Origin of the sequence: Hydrogenophaga sp. R2 (genome assembly GCF_049843595.1) — a bacterium.
Lineage (GTDB): Bacteria > Pseudomonadota > Gammaproteobacteria > Burkholderiales > Burkholderiaceae_C > Hydrogenophaga.
The window spans coordinates 164,828-181,197 of sequence record NZ_JBBHZN010000002.1 but is presented as its reverse complement, the minus strand read 5'-3'; the positions used below and the strand labels follow the sequence as shown (position 1 = coordinate 181,197).

Below are 16,370 nucleotides of genomic sequence, written 5' to 3'. Positions count from 1 at the left end.
GCACGATGGCCAAATCTCCCAACATCAACATCGATTTCAAGGTGCTCCAGGACAAGCTGCGAAGCCAGTTTTCCGACCTGGACCCCAACGACCCGTCCCTCTGGCCTGCGTTGCCGCGCAACCTGCTGCTGGTGGCGGTCTGTGCCGCCATCATCGGCGGGCTGTGGTTCTTCTGGCTCAAGGACGTGGACGCCCAGCTGCTGGCGGCTCAGTCCCGCGAAACGGAGTTGCGCACCACCTACCGTGCCAAGCTGGTCCAGGCCGTGAACCTGGATGCGCTGAAGAAGCAGCTCGAGCAGGTGCAGCAATACGTGACCCAGCTTGAAAAGCAGCTGCCCAGCAAGGCTGAAATGGATGCGTTGCTGTCCGACATCAACCAGGCGGGCCTGGGCCGCAGCCTTCAGTTCGAGTTGTTCAGGCCAGGGCAGGTGTCGGTCAAGCAGTACTACGCCGAATTGCCCATTTCCATCCGGGTCACCGGCAGCTACCACGACATCGGACTGTTTGCTGCCGACGTGGCCAACCTCTCCCGGATCGTCACCCTGAACAACCTGTCCCTGGCCCCGGGCCGAGACCGGAACACCCTGAGCATGGAGGGCACCGCCAAGACCTTCCGTTACCTCGATCAGGAAGAGATCGCCGCCCAGCAGGGAGGCAAGAAGTGATACGACGCCGCACGATCTCTGCCCTCTGCCTGCTGGCCACCACGGCCGGGCTGACCGCCTGTGGCGGCGCACAGCAGGACGACATTCGCGCCTGGATGCAGGCTGAGCGCAACAGCATCAAGCCGTCGGTTCAGCCCATTCCCGAGCCCACCAAGTTCAACCCGGAGCCCTACAGCGCCGCCAGCGGCCTGCCGCCATTCAGCACCGAGAAGCTGGAGAGCGTGCTGCGCGGCGCCGCCGCAGGACCGGCCGCCAGCTCGGCGCTCATCGAGCCCGAACTCAATCGGCGCCGCGAACCGCTGGAGGCTTTCCCGCTGGACACCATGTCCATGGTGGGCAGCCTGGATCGCGGCGGTTCGCTGGTGGCTCTGGTGAAGGTCGGCGGCCTGTTGTACCAGGTCAAGGCCGGCAACTACCTCGGACTGAATTACGGGCGCGTACTGCGCATCAGTGAAACCGAGGTGGTGCTTCGAGAAATCGTCCAGGATTCGACCGGCGAATGGACTGAGCGCCCCGCAGCGCTGCAATTGGTAGAGGGAAATTCCAAATGAACAAGGCATATCGGACTACCGGCAGCGGCGCAGGGTCCCGGTTGAAACGCGCAGCACTCTGGGTGGTGCTGTCCACATCCTGCGTCTGGGCCTACGCTCAGAACACCATCGAGTCGGTGACTGGTGGCATGCAGGGCGGCACCGAGGTGATCCGCATCGTCACGAAGGAGCCGCTCAAGGCACCCCCGGCGGGCTTCACCATCCAGGCGCCCGCCCGGATTGCGCTGGATTTCCCGGGCGTGACCAATGCCATCGGCCGCAGCACGGTCGACATCAACGAGGGCAACCTGCGCTCGGCCAACGTGGTCCAGGCGGGTGACCGTACCCGTGTGGTCATCAACCTCAAGCAGTCGGCGGCCTACCAGACCCGGATCGAAGGCAACACCCTGCTGGTGCTGATGGACCGCAACGAGGCGGTCAGCGCCCAGACCCAGCCGCCCGCGCCCTTTGCCGAAAGCCGCACGCTGGACGTGGCGGCCTTGCGCGACATCGATTTCCGCCGCGGCAACGGAGGCACCGGCCGGATCGTGGTCGAGCTGGCCAGCAGCCAGGTCGGGGTGGATATCCGTCCCCAGGGTTCGACCCTGGTAGTGGACTTTCTGAAGACCTCGCTGCCCGAGGGCCTGCGTCGCCGCCTGGACGTGACCGATTTCGGCACGCCGGTGCAGACCATCGTCACCAGCCAGATCGGCGACCGGGTCCGGATGGTGGTCACGCCCACCGGTGCCTGGGATCACTCTGCCTACCAGAGCGACAACCAGTTCGTGCTGGAAGTGCGCGAGCAGAAGATCGATCCCGCCAAGCTGAGCCAGGGCCCCGGTTACACCGGCGAGAAGCTGTCGCTGAACTTCCAGAACATCGAAGTCCGTTCCCTGCTGCAGGTGATCGCCGACTTCACCAGTTTCAACATCGTCACCTCCGATTCGGTCACCGGCTCGGTCACGCTGCGCCTGAAGGACGTTCCCTGGGACCAAGCGCTGGACATCATCATGCAGGCCAAGGGCCTGGGCATGCGCAAGTCGGGCAACGTGATCTGGATCGCACCCAAGGACGAGATCACTGCGCGTGAAAAGCAGGAACTGGAATCCAAGGCCTCCATCGAGAGCCTGGAGGTGCTGCGCACCCAGTCGTTCCAGATGAACTATGCCAAGGCGGCGGACATTGCTGCCCAGCTGCGCAACTCCGGTGCATCGTCGGGCGCAACGGCCGGCAGTGGTGGCAACGCGAGCATCCTGTCCAACCGGGGCAGCGTGATCTCTGAGCCGCGCACCAACCAGCTGTTCGTGACCGACACGCCCTCGCGACTGCAGCAGGTCCAGGAGCTCATCAACAAGCTCGACATCCCGATCCGCCAGGTGATGATCGAGGCCCGCATCGTCGAGGCCGACGACACCTTCAGCAAGTCCATCGGTGTGCGTCTGGGCGGTGGCATCCGCCAGTCGCCCGACACCGGCGGCAACTCGGTGCGTGGCAACTTCGGCTCCAACTATGGTGCCGTGACCAGTGCGGGCCAGCCCAGCCTGACCTCGCTGCCCTTCGTGAACCTGCCGGCCAACCCGTCCAACAACGCGGCCGCCACCTACGCACTCTCGCTGTTCAGCCCGAGCGCCACCCGTTTCCTGGCGCTGGAAGTCTCCGCCCTGGAGTCCGACGGCAAGGGTCGCATCGTGTCGAGCCCGCGTGTGGTCACGGCCGATCAGGTCAAGGCCCTGATCGAGCAGGGTACCGAGATCCCGTACCAGACGGCCACGTCCAGTGGTGCGACGGCGATTGCGTTCCGCAAGGCCAACCTCAAGCTGGAGGTCACGCCCCAGATCACGCCGGAAGGCAACATCATTCTGGATCTGGACGTGAACAAGGACAGCCCGGGCGATGTGACGCCGGACGGCATCGCCATCAACACCAAGCACGTGAAGACCCAGGTGCTGGTTGAAAACGGCGGCACGGTGGTCATCGGCGGCATCTTCGAGCAGACCGACCGCAACGAAGTGGACAAGGTGCCGCTGCTGGGTGATCTGCCGGGCGTGGGCAATCTGTTCAAGACGCGCAACCGGATCTCCAACAAGTCCGAACTGCTCATCTTCATCACCCCCCGGGTGCTGGGTCGCACGGTTTCGAATTGACGTCCCGTACGGTGGCCCTGGTGGGCCTGCCCGGGTCGGGCAAGTCCACCATCGGAAGGCAGCTCGCGCGCAGGCTCGGGCTGCCTTTCTTCGATTCCGACGCCGTCATCGAGCAGCGCATCGGTTGTCCCATCAAGGTGTTCTTCGAGCAGCAGGGCGAGGGCCGGTTTCGCGATATCGAAGCCGAAGTCATCGCCGAACTGGCCGCCGGTGATGCCAAGGTGCTGTCCACCGGAGGCGGGTCTGTCCTGCGGGACGAGAACCGGCGCGTGCTGCACGACCACGCAGTGGTGGTGTACCTGCGGTCGTCGCCCGAGGAGGTGTTCCGACGCGTGCGGCATGACCGCAACCGGCCGCTGCTCCAGGTGGACGACCCGATGCAGAAACTGCGCGATCTGCATGCCCAGCGCGATCCGCTGTACGCCGAGACCGCACACTTCACCATCGACACCGGACGGCCATCGGTGGCCACACTGGTCAACATGATCGTCATGCAGCTCGACATGTCGGACATCGGCCGATCCCCACCGAACCCGCGCACCTGACCGCCACCCGACCCTGGCAGTGATTCCGACCCCGATTTCTGTCCGGGTCGACAGCAGCGCCTACACTTCGGGCATGCCAGCACCTCACGCCAGCCCCCCCGCCGCCCAGGTTCGCATCGACCTGGGGGATCGCAGTTACGACATCCTGATCGGCGCCGGGCTGCTCGCCCGTCCCCAGAGTTATGAAGGCCTGCCCCAGGGCGGCACGGCCATGATCGTCACCAACACCACGGTGGCGCCCCTGTACCTGCAGTCCCTCACCGGGGCGCTGCAGACCCGTCACGCACGGGTGCTGCAGGTGGTGTTGCCGGACGGCGAATCGCACAAGGACTGGCAGACCCTGCAGCTCATCTTCGATGCCCTGCTGGGATCGGCCTGCGACCGCAAGACGGTGCTCTATGCGCTGGGCGGCGGAGTGATCGGCGACATGACGGGATTTGCCGCCGCCAGCTACATGCGGGGGGTGCCCTTCGTGCAGGTGCCCACCACCTTGCTGGCCCAGGTGGATTCGTCGGTGGGCGGCAAGACGGCCATCAACCATCCGCTGGGCAAGAACATGATCGGCGCGTTCTACCAGCCGCTGCGCGTGATCTGCGATCTGGACACGCTCGATACCCTGCCGCCGCGAGAACTCAGCGCCGGTCTGGCCGAGGTCATCAAGTACGGCCCGATCGCCGACATGGCCTTTCTCGACTGGATCGAGGCGAACATCGATGCCTTGGTGGCGCGCGATCCGGCTGCGCTGGCGCATGCGGTGCAGCGCAGCTGCGAGATCAAGGCCCTGGTGGTGGGGCAGGACGAGCGCGAGTCGGGTCTGCGGGCCATCCTCAATTTCGGTCACACCTTCGGCCACGCCATCGAGGCCGGCATGGGTTATGGCGCCTGGCTGCACGGCGAGGCCGTGGGTTGCGGCATGGTCATGGCGGCCCGCCTGTCCCAGGCACTGGGTCGGGTGGACGCGGCTTTCGTGGCCCGGCTGCAGGCCCTGGTGCAGCGCGCCGGTCTGCCGTCGGTGGCGCCGGTGCTGGACGCGCAGGACAACGCCGGTCGCTGGCTGTCGCTGATGCGGGTGGACAAGAAGGCCGAGGCTGGCGAGATCCGTTTCGTGGTGATCGACCCGCCCGGATCGGCCGTGATGTGCCCGGTGCCCGATGCCACCGTGGCCCGGGTGATCGCCGAATCCAGCGTGGCATGAGGAGCGGCGCCGGTCTGGACCCCTGCGCCTGCGACCCGGCGGCCTCCCGGGGGCGGCGTCACCCCGAGGCGGCGGCGCCCACGCGCACCGCCTTCCAGCGCGACCGCGACCGCGTCATCCACTCCACCGCCTTCCGCCGGCTGGTCTACAAGACGCAGGTCTTCCTGAACCACGAGGGCGACCTGTTCCGTACCCGGCTGACCCATTCGCTGGAGGTGGCGCAGCTGGGGCGGTCGATTGCCCGGTCGCTCCGGCTCAATGAGGACCTGGTGGAGGCCATTGCGCTGGCGCATGACCTTGGCCATACCCCCTTTGGCCATGCCGGGCAGGACGCACTGCACGAGTGCATGCAGCGCTGCAGCGACCAGGGCACGTCCCTGGACGGCTGGGGTTTCGAGCACAACCTGCAGAGCCTGCGTGTGGTGGACGAACTGGAAGAGCGTTACCCCGCGTTCGACGGCCTCAACCTGTCGTTCGAGACCCGCGAGGGCATCCTCAAGCACTGTTCGCGCCGCAACGCCGAGCGGCTGGAGGCGCAGGAGCCGGGCGGCGTGGCCCACCGGTTCCTGCATGGCGGCTCACCGTCGCTCGAGGCCCAGTTGTGCAACCTTGCCGACGAGATTGCCTACAACGCCCACGACATCGACGACGGTGTGCGGTCCGGCCTCATCACCCTGGAGCAGCTCGAACAGGTGCCACTGTTCGACGACTACCGCCGCCGCGCCCTGGCCAGTCATCCCCGGCTGACCGGGCGCCGGCTGCTGTTCGAGTCGATCCGGCTCATGCTCAGCGATCAGGTCTATGACGTCATCGACGCCACCCAGCGCGCCCTGGCCCAGGCCGGCGTGTCCAGCGTGGAGGACGTCCGTCGCTCCCGCCCGCTGGTCACCTTCTCGGCCGACATGCGCCAGCGCAGCCAGGCGCTCAAGACCTTCCTGCTGCGCAACCTCTACCGCCATCCGCAGGTGATGGAAACCACCGGCCGGGCGAAGCAGGTGGTGGGCGATCTGTTCCAGGCCTACCTGTCCGACCCGGCCCAGCTGCCCGAAGCCCATGCCAGCCGCGAGCACCTGCCCCGTGCGGTGGCCGACTACATCGCCGGCATGACCGACCGCTTTGCCATCCGCGAGCACGAGCGCCTGTCGGGCGCCACCCTGTTTCCCTGAGGCCGGTGCCATGGCCCGTCAGCCCCGACTCACCCTGGCCGGCGAACCGCACCATGTGGTGCTGCGGGGCAACGACCGCCAGGCCATCGTGCGCGACGACGCCGACCGCGAGCACCTGCTGCAGGCCATCTTCCAGCAGGCCCGCAACCAGCGGGTGGCGGTGCATGCCTGGGTGATCGTCGACAACCACTTTCACCTGCTGCTCACCCCCGACACCGGCGACGGTGTGCCGCGCCTGATGCAGGCCCTGGGTCGCAGCCATGTGCGCTACTTCAACGACCGCCACCAGCGCACCGGCACCCTGTGGGAGGGGCGTTACCGCAGCACCCTGGTGCAGCCCGATGCCCATCTGCTGGACTGCATGGTCTATCTGGACCTGCACCCGGTGCGGCTGGGGCTGGCGGCGGAGCCGGGCGCCTACCGATGGTCCAGCCACGCGCACTACGCCGGGCTCGGCGTGCACCGCCAGGTGGCGCCGCCAGCGGTCTACTGGGGGCTGGGCAATACCCCGTTCGCCCGCGAGGCCGCGTACGCCGCCGCGGTGCGCGCCGGCATCGGCCCGGTGCGGGAGGCGGCCCTGGTCGACGCCGCCCTGTACGGTTGGGCCTGGGGAGACGAGGCCTACCGCGCCGAATTGCAGCGCCGCACCGGCCGGCGCCTGAGCCGGGGCCAGCCGGGCCGGCCGCGAAGGGCGGAGCCCGCCACGGGCGACTCTAATCTGTCCCCAATTACCTGATCATTCTTCGGGTTAGGTTTGATTTAAGTGTCTGACCCCATTTAATTGGGCTTGGCACACGTGTTGCATTGCAATAAGCTCCCACCTCCCGTTTTTGCGTCCCCACGCACCTACCGAACAAAGGAAGCGCCATGAACACGGCAGCCGAACAACAGCACCTCCAGCAGCACGGCCTGTACGACCCGGCCAACGAGCACGACGCCTGCGGCGTGGGCTTCGTGGCCCACATCAAGGGCGAAAAGAGCCATGCCATCGTGGAGCAGGCGCTCAAGATCCTGGAAAACCTGGACCACCGGGGTGCCGTGGGTGCCGACAAGCTCATGGGCGACGGCGCCGGCCTGCTGATCCAGATGCCCGATGCGCTCTACCGTGAAGAGATGGCGGCCCAGGGCGTCACCCTGCCGCCCGCGGGCGAGTACGGCGTCGGCATGATCTTCATGCCCAAGGAGCACGCCAGCCGCCTGGCCTGCGAGCAGGAAATGGAGCGCGCCATTGCCGCCGAAGGCCAGGTGCTGCTGGGCTGGCGCGATGTGCCGGTGAACGCCGACATGCCGATGTCGCCCACCGTGCGAGAGAAGGAACCCATCATCCGCCAGGTGTTCATCGGCCGCGGCAACGACGTGATCGTGCAGGACGCCCTGGAGCGCAAGCTCTACGTGATCCGCAAGACCGCCAGCGCCGCCATCCAGCGCCTCAAGCTCACGCACTCCAAGGAGTACTACGTGGTGAGCATGAGCAGCCGCACCGTGGTCTACAAGGGCCTGCTGCTGGCCGATCAGGTGGGCACCTATTTCAAGGACCTGCAGGACGCCCGCTGCGTCTCGGCCCTGGGTCTGGTGCACCAGCGCTTCTCCACCAACACCTTCCCCGAGTGGCCGCTGGCCCACCCCTACCGTTACGTGGCCCACAACGGCGAGATCAACACCGTCAAGGGCAACTACAACTGGATGAAGGCACGCGAGGGCGTGATGAGCTCCCCGGTGCTGGGCGACGACCTGAAGAAGCTCTACCCCATCAGCTTCCCCAGCCAGTCCGACACCGCCACCTTCGACAACTGCCTTGAACTGCTGACCATGGCCGGCTACCCGCTGGCCCAGGCGGTGATGATGATGATCCCCGAGCCGTGGGAACAGCACACCACCATGGACGAGCGCCGCAAGGCCTTCTACGAGTACCACGCCGCCATGATGGAGCCGTGGGACGGCCCGGCCTCCATCGTGTTCACCGACGGCCGCCAGATCGGCGCCACGCTGGACCGCAACGGCCTGCGCCCCTCGCGCTACTGCATCACCGACGACGACTTCGTGATCATGGGCTCCGAGTCCGGAGTGCTGCCCGTGCCCGAGAACAAGATCGTGCGCAAGTGGCGTCTGCAGCCCGGCAAGATGTTCCTGATCGACCTGGAGCAGGGCCGCATGATCGACGACGAGGAGCTCAAGGCCAACCTCGCCAACAGCAAGCCCTACAAGCAGTGGATCGAGAACCTGCGGATCAAGCTCGACGACGTGGAGCCCAACGCCGCCGAAGTGCCGCGGGACGGCGCCGTGTCGCTGCTGGACCGCCAGCAGGCTTTCGGCATGACGCAGGAAGACATCAAGTTCCTGCTGGCCCCGATGGCACAGGCCGGCGAGGAGGGCATCGGCTCCATGGGCAACGACAGCCCGCTGGCCGTGCTGTCCGACAAGAACAAGCCGCTCTACAACTACTTCAAGCAGCTGTTCGCCCAGGTGACCAACCCGCCGATCGACCCGATCCGCGAAGCCATCGTGATGTCGCTGGTGTCCTTCATCGGCCCCAAGCCCAACCTGCTGGACATCAACCAGGTCAACCCGCCGATGCGTCTGGAGGTGAGCCAGCCGGTGCTGGACTTCCAGGACATGGCCAAGCTGCGCGACATCGAAGCCACCACCCAGGGCAAGTTCCGCAGCGCCACGCTGGACATCACCTACCCGGTGGCCTGGGGCCGCGAGGGTGTGGAAGCCAAGCTGGCTTCGCTGTGCGCGGCCGCGGTGGACGCCATCAAGGGCGGCAAGAACATCCTGATCATCAGCGACCGCGCCGTGTCGCCCACCCAGATCGCCATCCCGGCGCTGCTGGCCCTTTCCGCCATCCACCAGCACCTGGTGCGTGAAGGCCTGCGCACCTCGGTGGGCCTGGTGGTGGAGACCGGCACCGCCCGCGAGGTGCACCACTTCGCCGTGCTGGCCGGCTACGGCGCCGAAGCCGTGCACCCCTACCTGGCCATGGAGACCCTGGTCCACATCCACAAGGACCTGCCGGGCGACCTGAGCGCCGACAAGGCGATCTACAACTACGTCAAGGCCATCGGCAAGGGTCTGTCCAAGATCATGTCCAAGATGGGCGTGAGCACCTACATGTCGTACTGCGGCGCCCAGCTGTTCGAGGCCATCGGCCTGAACAGCGACACCGTGGCCAAGTACTTCACCGGCACCGCCAGCCGGGTCGAGGGCATCGGCGTGTTCGAGATCGCCGAAGAAGCCATCCGCATGCACAAGGCCGCCTTCGGCGACGACCCGGTGCTGGCCACCATGCTGGACACCGGCGGCGAGTACGCCTGGCGCGCCCGTGGCGAAGAGCACATGTGGACGCCCGATGCCATTGCCAAGCTGCAGCACAGCACCCGGGCCAACAACTGGAGCACCTACAAGGAATACGCCCAGCTGATCAACGACCAGAGCCGCCGCCACATGACGCTGCGCGGTCTGTTCGAGTTCCGCTTCGACCCGGCCAAGGCGATTCCGCTGGACGAAGTGGAGCCGGCCAAGGAGATCGTCAAGCGCTTCGCCACCGGCGCCATGTCGCTGGGCTCCATCTCCACCGAGGCCCATGCCACGCTGGCCGTGGCCATGAACCGCATCGGCGGCAAGAGCAACACCGGCGAAGGCGGCGAGGACGAGCGCCGTTACCGCAACGAGCTCAAGGGCATCAAGATCACGAAGGGCGAAACCCTCAAGTCCATCATCGGTGACGACGTGGTCGAGGTCGACATGCCGCTGGAGGCCGGCGACAGCCTGCGTTCGCGCATCAAGCAGGTGGCCTCGGGCCGGTTCGGCGTGACCGCCGAATACCTGCAGAGCGCCGACCAGGTGCAGATCAAGATGGCCCAGGGCGCCAAGCCGGGCGAGGGCGGTCAGCTGCCCGGCGGCAAGGTGTCCGAGTACATCGGCAAGCTGCGTTACTCGGTGCCGGGCGTGGGCCTGATCAGCCCGCCGCCGCACCACGACATCTACTCCATCGAGGACCTGGCCCAGCTCATCCACGACCTGAAGAACGTGGCACCGCACGCCAGCATCAGCGTCAAGCTGGTGTCGGAAGTGGGTGTGGGCACCATCGCTGCAGGCGTCGCCAAGTGCAAGGCCGACCATGTGGTGATCGCCGGCCACGACGGCGGCACCGGCGCCTCGCCGTGGTCGTCCATCAAGCACGCCGGGTCGCCCTGGGAGATCGGCCTGGCCGAGACCCAGCAGACCCTGGTGCTCAACCGCCTGCGCAGCCGCATCCGTGTTCAGGCCGACGGCCAGATGAAGACCGGCCGCGACGTGGTGATTGCCGGTCTGCTGGGCGCCGACGAGTTCGGCTTCGCCACCGCGCCGCTGGTGGTCGAGGGCTGCATCATGATGCGCAAGTGCCACCTCAACACCTGCCCGGTGGGCGTGGCCACCCAGGACCCGGCGCTGCGCAAGAAATTCACCGGCAAGCCCGAGCACGTCGTCAACTACTTCTTCTTCATCGCTGAAGAAGTGCGCCAGATCATGGCGCAGCTGGGCGTGCGCAAGTTCGACGAACTCATCGGCCGCGCCGACCTGCTCGACATGCGCGCCGGCATCGAGCACTGGAAGGCCCGTGGCCTGGACTTCTCCCGTCTGCTGGCCACCCCGGCCGTGCCGGCCGATGTGCCGCGCCTGCACACCGAAGAGCAGGAGCACGGCCTGGAGAAATCGCTGGACCGCGTGCTGATCGAGCGTGCCAAGCCGGCGCTGGAAAAGGGCGAGCGGGTGCAGTTCATCGAGGTGGCGCGCAACGTCAACCGCTCGGTGGGCGCCATGCTGTCCGGTGAGCTGACCAAGCTCCATCCCGAAGGCCTGCCGGACGACACCATCCGCATCCAGCTCGAAGGCACGGGCGGCCAGTCCTTCGGCGCCTTCCTGGCCAAGGGCATCACGCTCTACCTGATCGGCGATGCCAACGACTACACCGGCAAGGGCCTCTCGGGCGGCCGCGTGGTGGTGCGTCCCAGCATCGACTTCCGGGGTGAGGCGGCGCGCAACATCATCGTCGGCAACACGGTAATGTATGGCGCCACCAGCGGTGAAGCCTTCTTCAGCGGCGTGGGTGGCGAGCGCTTTGCGGTGCGTCTGTCCGGTGCCACGGCCGTGGTCGAAGGTACCGGTGACCATGGCTGCGAGTACATGACCGGCGGCACCGTCGCGGTGCTGGGCAAGACCGGCCGCAACTTTGCCGCCGGCATGAGCGGCGGTGTGGCCTATGTGTACGACGAGGACGGCCGCTTCGCCGAGCGCTGCAACACCGCCATGGTCAGCATGGAGAAGGTGTTGCCGGCCGCCGAGCAGGAGGCCACCATGGACAAGGCCATCTGGCACCGGGGCCAGACCGACGAAGCCCAGCTCAAGAAGCTGCTGGAAGACCACAACCGCTGGACCGGCAGCAAGCGCGCCCGCGAGCTGCTGGACAACTGGGCGGCCTCGCGCGCCAAGTTCGTCAAGGTGTTCCCGAACGAATACAAGCGTGCCCTGGGCGAGATCGCTGCCCGCAAGGCCGCTGCCGGCGCCACGGCCCCTGCTGCCAAGGCCCCGGCCAAGCGCACTGCCGCTGTCAAGTAAACCGAACAACGCACCGACCCACGAAGGAAGATCACCATGGGAAAAGTCACCGGCTTCATGGAATACGAGCGACTGGAAGAGGGCTACAAGCCTGTCCCGGAGCGCGTGAAGCACTACAAGGAATTCGTCATCGGCCTGACCGAGGCGCAATCCAAGGTGCAGGCTGCCCGCTGCATGGACTGCGGCACGCCGTTCTGCAACAACGGCTGCCCGGTCAACAACATCATTCCGGACTTCAACAACCTGGTGTACGAGGGTGACTGGCTCAATGCCATCACCGTGCTGCACAGCACCAACAATTTCCCCGAGTTCACCGGCCGCATCTGCCCCGCACCCTGCGAGGCGGCCTGCACGCTCAACGTGAACGACGATGCCGTGGGCATCAAGTCCATCGAGCACGCCATCATCGACCGCGCCTGGAACGAAGGCTGGGTCAAGCCGCAGCCGCCGCGCCACAAGACCGGCAAGAAGGTGGCCGTGGTGGGTTCCGGCCCGGCCGGCATGGCCGCGGCCCAGCAGCTGGCGCGCGCCGGTCACGACGTGACCGTGTTCGAGAAGAACGACCGCGTCGGTGGCCTGCTGCGCTACGGTATCCCCGACTTCAAGATGGAGAAGTCGCACATCGACCGCCGCGTCGAGCAGATGCAAGCCGAAGGCGTGACCTTCCGCACCGGCGTGATGGTGGGCCAGCTGCCCGAGGGCAGCAAGGTCACCAACTGGGCCAAGGAAACCATCTCGCCCGAGCAGCTGCGCAGCGAGTTCGATGCTGTGCTGCTGTGCGGTGGTGCCGAACAGAGCCGCGACCTGCCGGTGCCCGGCCGTGACCTCGATGGCGTGCACTTCGCCATGGAGTTCCTGCCGATGCAGAACAAGGTGAACGCCGGCGACAAGCTCAAGGGCCAGATCCGCGCCGACGGCAAGCATGTCATCGTGATCGGTGGCGGCGACACCGGCTCCGACTGCGTGGGCACCAGCAACCGCCACGGTGCCGTCAGCGTGACCCAGTTCGAGGTCATGCCCCAGCCGCCCGAGCAGGAGAACAAGCCCCTGGTGTGGCCGTACTGGCCGCTCAAGCTGCGCACCAGCTCCAGCCACGAAGAGGGCTGCCAGCGCGAGTTCGCCATCTCCACCAAGGAATTCATCGGCAAGAACGGCAAGGTCACCGGCCTGAAGACGGTGCATGTCGAGATGAAGGATGGCAAGCTGGTCGAGATCCCGGGCACCGAGAAGGAATACCAGGCCGACCTGGTGCTGCTGGCCATGGGCTTCGTGAGCCCGGTGGCCTCGGTGCTGGACGCCTTCGGCATCGACAAGGACGCCCGCGGCAACGCCCGCGCCAGCACCGACTTCACCGGTGGTTACGTGACCAATGTGAACAAAGTGTTCGCGGCCGGTGACATCCGCCGGGGCCAGTCGCTGGTGGTCTGGGCCATCCGCGAAGGGCGTCAGGCCGCCCGTGCGGTCGACGAGTTCCTGATGGGCCACTCCGACCTGCCGCGCTGAAGCGTCGGCCCGGCGGGTACCCGGAATCCCGGGTTATCCCGCATCCCTTATCATGAAGAGCCGGGTTTCCAAGCCCGGCTTTTCATTGATGAGCACCACCTCTCACACCCCCCTCGTCGAACTGCGCGGTGTCACCTTCGGCTACGGTGAGCGCGTCATCCTGGACGACATCTCGCTGACCGTGCCCCGTGGCAAGGTCACGGCGCTCATGGGCGCGTCCGGTGGCGGCAAGACCACGGTGCTGCGCCTGATCGGCGGGCAGATCCGGGCCAACCGGGGCCAGACCGTGTTCGATGGCGCTGATGTGACCACCATGGACGCCGCCCGGCTGTATGCGGCCCGCCGCCGCATGGGCATGCTGTTCCAGTTCGGCGCCTTGTTCACCGACATGAGCGTGTTCGACAACGTGGCCTTCCCGCTGCGCGAACACACTTCGCTGCCCGAGAGCATGGTGCGCGACATCGTGCTCATGAAGCTCAACGCCGTGGGCCTGCGCGGCGCCCGCAGCCTCATGCCCAGCGAGCTCTCCGGCGGCATGGCCCGGCGCGTGGCGCTGGCGCGGGCCATCGCGCTCGACCCCGAACTCATCATGTACGACGAGCCGTTTGCCGGCCTGGACCCCATCTCACTGGGCACGGCGGCCCGGCTGATCCGCCAGCTCAACGACGCCATGGGCCTGACCAGCATCGTGGTCTCGCACGACCTGGACGAGACCTTCCACATCGCCGACCAGGTGATCGTGCTGGCCAACGGCAGGATCGCGGCGCAGGGCACGCCCGACGAGGTGCGCCACAGCACCGACCCGCTGGTGCACCAGTTCGTCAATGCCCTGCCCGACGGGCCGGTGCGTTTCCACCATCCCGCCCCCGATCTGGTGGCCGATTTCGGACCGGGAGGCCGCGCATGAAGGCCCTGCATCCCGCCCGCATCGGTCGCGCCGTGCGCCTGAAGCTCGCCGGCATCGGCCTGGGCGCCCGCCTGTTCATGCGGCTGCTGGCGCTGTTCGGTGCCAGTCTGCGCCGCTTCGGCCTGGTGCGCGACCAGATCCACTTCCTGGGCAACTATTCCCTGGCCATCATCGGTGTGTCGGGCCTGTTCGTGGGCTTCGTGCTGGGGCTGCAGGGCTACTACACCTTGCAGCGCTATGGCGCCACCGAGGCGCTGGGCCTGCTGGTGGCGCTGTCCCTGGTGCGCGAGCTCGGTCCGGTGGTCAGCGCCCTGCTGTTCGCGGGCCGTGCCGGCACCTCGCTCACCGCCGAGATCGGCCTCATGAAGGCCGGCGAACAGCTCAGCGCCATGGAAATGATGGCGGTCGACCCGGTGCGGCGCGTGCTGGCGCCGCGCTTCTGGGCCGGCGTGATCACGCTGCCCCTGCTGGCGGCGGTCTTCAGCGCGGTCGGCATCATCGGCGGCTGGGTGGTCGGCGTGCTCATGATCGGTGTGGACGCTGGCGCCTTCTGGAGCCAGATGCAGGGCGGCGTGGATGTGTGGGCCGATGTGGGCAACGGCGTCATCAAGAGCATCGTCTTCGGCTTCACCGTCACCTTTGTGGCCCTGCTGCAGGGTTACATGGCCCAGCCCACGCCCGAAGGCGTGTCGCGCGCCACCACCCGCACCGTGGTGGTGGCTTCCCTGGCCGTGCTCGGACTCGACTTCGTCCTCACCGCCATGATGTTCAGCATCTGATTCCCGGGACCCCTCACCATGAACACCTCCAAAAACGATGTCTGGGTCGGCCTCTTCGTCCTCATCGGCGCCGCCGCCATCCTGTTCCTGGCGCTGCAGTCGGCCAACCTGCTCTCCCTCAATTTCGAGCCCACCTACAAGGTGACGGCCCGCTTCGACAACATCGGCGGTCTCAAGCCCCGCGCGGCGGTGCGCAGCGCCGGTGTGGTGGTGGGCCGGGTGGAGTCCATCACCTTCGACGACAAGACCTTCCAGGGCAATGTGGTGCTGGCGCTGGAGTCGCGTTACGCCTTCCCCAAGGACAGCTCGATGAAGATCCTCACCAGCGGCCTGCTGGGCGAGCAGTACATCGGCATCGAGCCCGGCGGCGACCCCGAGAACATCGCTGCCGGCGCCGTGATCACCCAGACCCAGTCCGCCGTCATCCTGGAAAACCTGATCGGCCAGTTCCTGTTCAACAAGGCGGCCGAAGGCAAGCCGGCCGACGATGCCCAGTGAGATCGCACCCAGACCGCACCGGAGACCTTCCATGAACACCTTCACCACCGCTTTCTCGCGCCGCCTGCAGCTGGCCTTCCTGGCGGGCATGACGGCCCTGCTGGCCGGCTGTGCCACCGGACCGGACGCCAATCCCCGCGACCCGCTGGAGCCCTTCAACCGGGGCGTGTACCGCTTCAACGACGCGGTGGACACGGCGGTGGTCAAGCCGGTGGCCACGGCCTACGTGGAAGTCACGCCGCAGCCGGTGCGCACCGGGGTGACCAACTTCTTCTCCAACCTGGGCGATCTGTGGTCGACCTTCAACGCGCTGTTCCAGCTGCGGCCCCGGGAGGCCGGCGAGAACCTGATGCGCTTCAGCGTCAACACCGTCTTCGGTCTGGGCGGCGTGCTCGACATCGCCAGCGAGGCCGGCATTCCGCGCACCAAGATCGATTTCGGCCAGACCATGGGTCGCTGGGGCGTGCCTTCCGGACCGTACGTGGTGCTGCCGTTCCTGGGCCCCTCGTCGGTGCGCGACACCGGTGGCCTGGTGGTCGATCTGGCGGCCGACCCGCTGAACCAGCTCGACAACAAGGCCAACCGCAATGCCCTGTGGGCGCTTGAAGTGGTGGACATCCGGGCCGGCCTGCTGGGCGCGTCCAACGTGCTCGAAGAGGCCGCACTCGACAAGTACAGCTTCACCCGCGATCTCTACCTCAACCGCCGCCAGAGCCAGATCGATCGCATGATCGACAAAGGCATAGGTATCGGCGACGGTGAGTGATCACTCCGATTCGCGTCGAAACGAATCGCAACGAATGACCCGGGAACCGGACATGAAGTCCGGTGGTCGCAACC

Annotated in this window: 13 protein-coding genes; all 13 read left to right on the top strand. The window is 66.7% G+C overall.

Annotation, left to right across the window (positions count from 1 at the left end; genetic code table 11):
• The first annotated feature begins 5 nt into the window (after positions 1-5).
• A complete protein-coding gene (locus WD026_RS09360) occupies positions 6-665 on the top strand; it encodes a type 4a pilus biogenesis protein PilO (RefSeq protein ID WP_425723398.1) in 660 nt (219 codons plus the stop codon).
• Positions 665-1,216, top strand: a complete 552-nt coding sequence (locus tag WD026_RS09355) for a pilus assembly protein PilP (protein ID WP_425723744.1) — start codon at positions 665-667, stop codon at positions 1,214-1,216. Before WD026_RS09360 ends, WD026_RS09355 begins: the two co-directional genes overlap by 1 nt.
• Entirely contained in the window at positions 1,213-3,339 is a 2,127-nt protein-coding gene (gene pilQ, locus WD026_RS09350; protein ID WP_425723397.1) for a type IV pilus secretin PilQ, read from the top strand. The genes WD026_RS09355 and pilQ overlap by 4 nt, the downstream gene beginning before the upstream one ends.
• Entirely contained in the window at positions 3,336-3,884 is a 549-nt protein-coding gene (locus tag WD026_RS09345; protein ID WP_425723396.1) for a shikimate kinase, read from the top strand. Before pilQ ends, WD026_RS09345 begins: the two co-directional genes overlap by 4 nt.
• 73 nt (positions 3,885-3,957) lie before the next feature.
• A complete protein-coding gene (gene aroB / locus WD026_RS09340) occupies positions 3,958-5,079 on the top strand; it encodes a 3-dehydroquinate synthase (RefSeq protein WP_425723395.1) in 1,122 nt (373 codons plus the stop codon).
• The gene (locus WD026_RS09335; RefSeq protein WP_425723394.1) at positions 5,076-6,245 is read left to right on the top strand and encodes a deoxyguanosinetriphosphate triphosphohydrolase; all 1,170 of its coding nucleotides are present in this window, start codon (positions 5,076-5,078) and stop codon (positions 6,243-6,245) included. The genes aroB and WD026_RS09335 overlap by 4 nt, the downstream gene beginning before the upstream one ends.
• 10 nt (positions 6,246-6,255) lie before the next feature.
• A complete protein-coding gene (locus WD026_RS09330) occupies positions 6,256-6,981 on the top strand; it encodes a transposase (protein WP_425723393.1) in 726 nt (241 codons plus the stop codon).
• Positions 6,982-7,112: 131 nt separating this feature from the next.
• Positions 7,113-11,843 carry a glutamate synthase-related protein gene (locus tag WD026_RS09325; protein ID WP_425723392.1) on the top strand — a complete coding sequence of 1,577 codons (4,731 nt, stop codon included), beginning with the start codon at positions 7,113-7,115 and terminating at the stop codon, positions 11,841-11,843.
• A 36-nt stretch (positions 11,844-11,879) separates the two neighbouring features.
• A complete protein-coding gene (locus WD026_RS09320) occupies positions 11,880-13,346 on the top strand; it encodes a glutamate synthase subunit beta (RefSeq protein ID WP_425723391.1) in 1,467 nt (488 codons plus the stop codon).
• Between the two features lie 52 nt (positions 13,347-13,398).
• The gene (locus WD026_RS09315; protein WP_425723390.1) at positions 13,399-14,253 is read left to right on the top strand and encodes an ABC transporter ATP-binding protein; all 855 of its coding nucleotides are present in this window, start codon (positions 13,399-13,401) and stop codon (positions 14,251-14,253) included.
• The gene (mlaE, locus tag WD026_RS09310; RefSeq protein ID WP_425723389.1) at positions 14,250-15,032 is read left to right on the top strand and encodes a lipid asymmetry maintenance ABC transporter permease subunit MlaE; all 783 of its coding nucleotides are present in this window, start codon (positions 14,250-14,252) and stop codon (positions 15,030-15,032) included. The genes WD026_RS09315 and mlaE overlap by 4 nt, the downstream gene beginning before the upstream one ends.
• An 18-nt stretch (positions 15,033-15,050) precedes the next feature.
• Complete coding sequence (gene mlaD / locus WD026_RS09305; RefSeq protein WP_425723388.1) at positions 15,051-15,530, top strand: outer membrane lipid asymmetry maintenance protein MlaD; 480 nt, start codon at positions 15,051-15,053, stop codon at positions 15,528-15,530.
• Between the two features lie 31 nt (positions 15,531-15,561).
• Positions 15,562-16,296, top strand: coding sequence for an MlaA family lipoprotein (locus WD026_RS09300; RefSeq protein ID WP_425723387.1), 735 nt, complete (start codon positions 15,562-15,564; stop codon positions 16,294-16,296).
• Positions 16,297-16,370 lie beyond the last annotated feature (74 nt).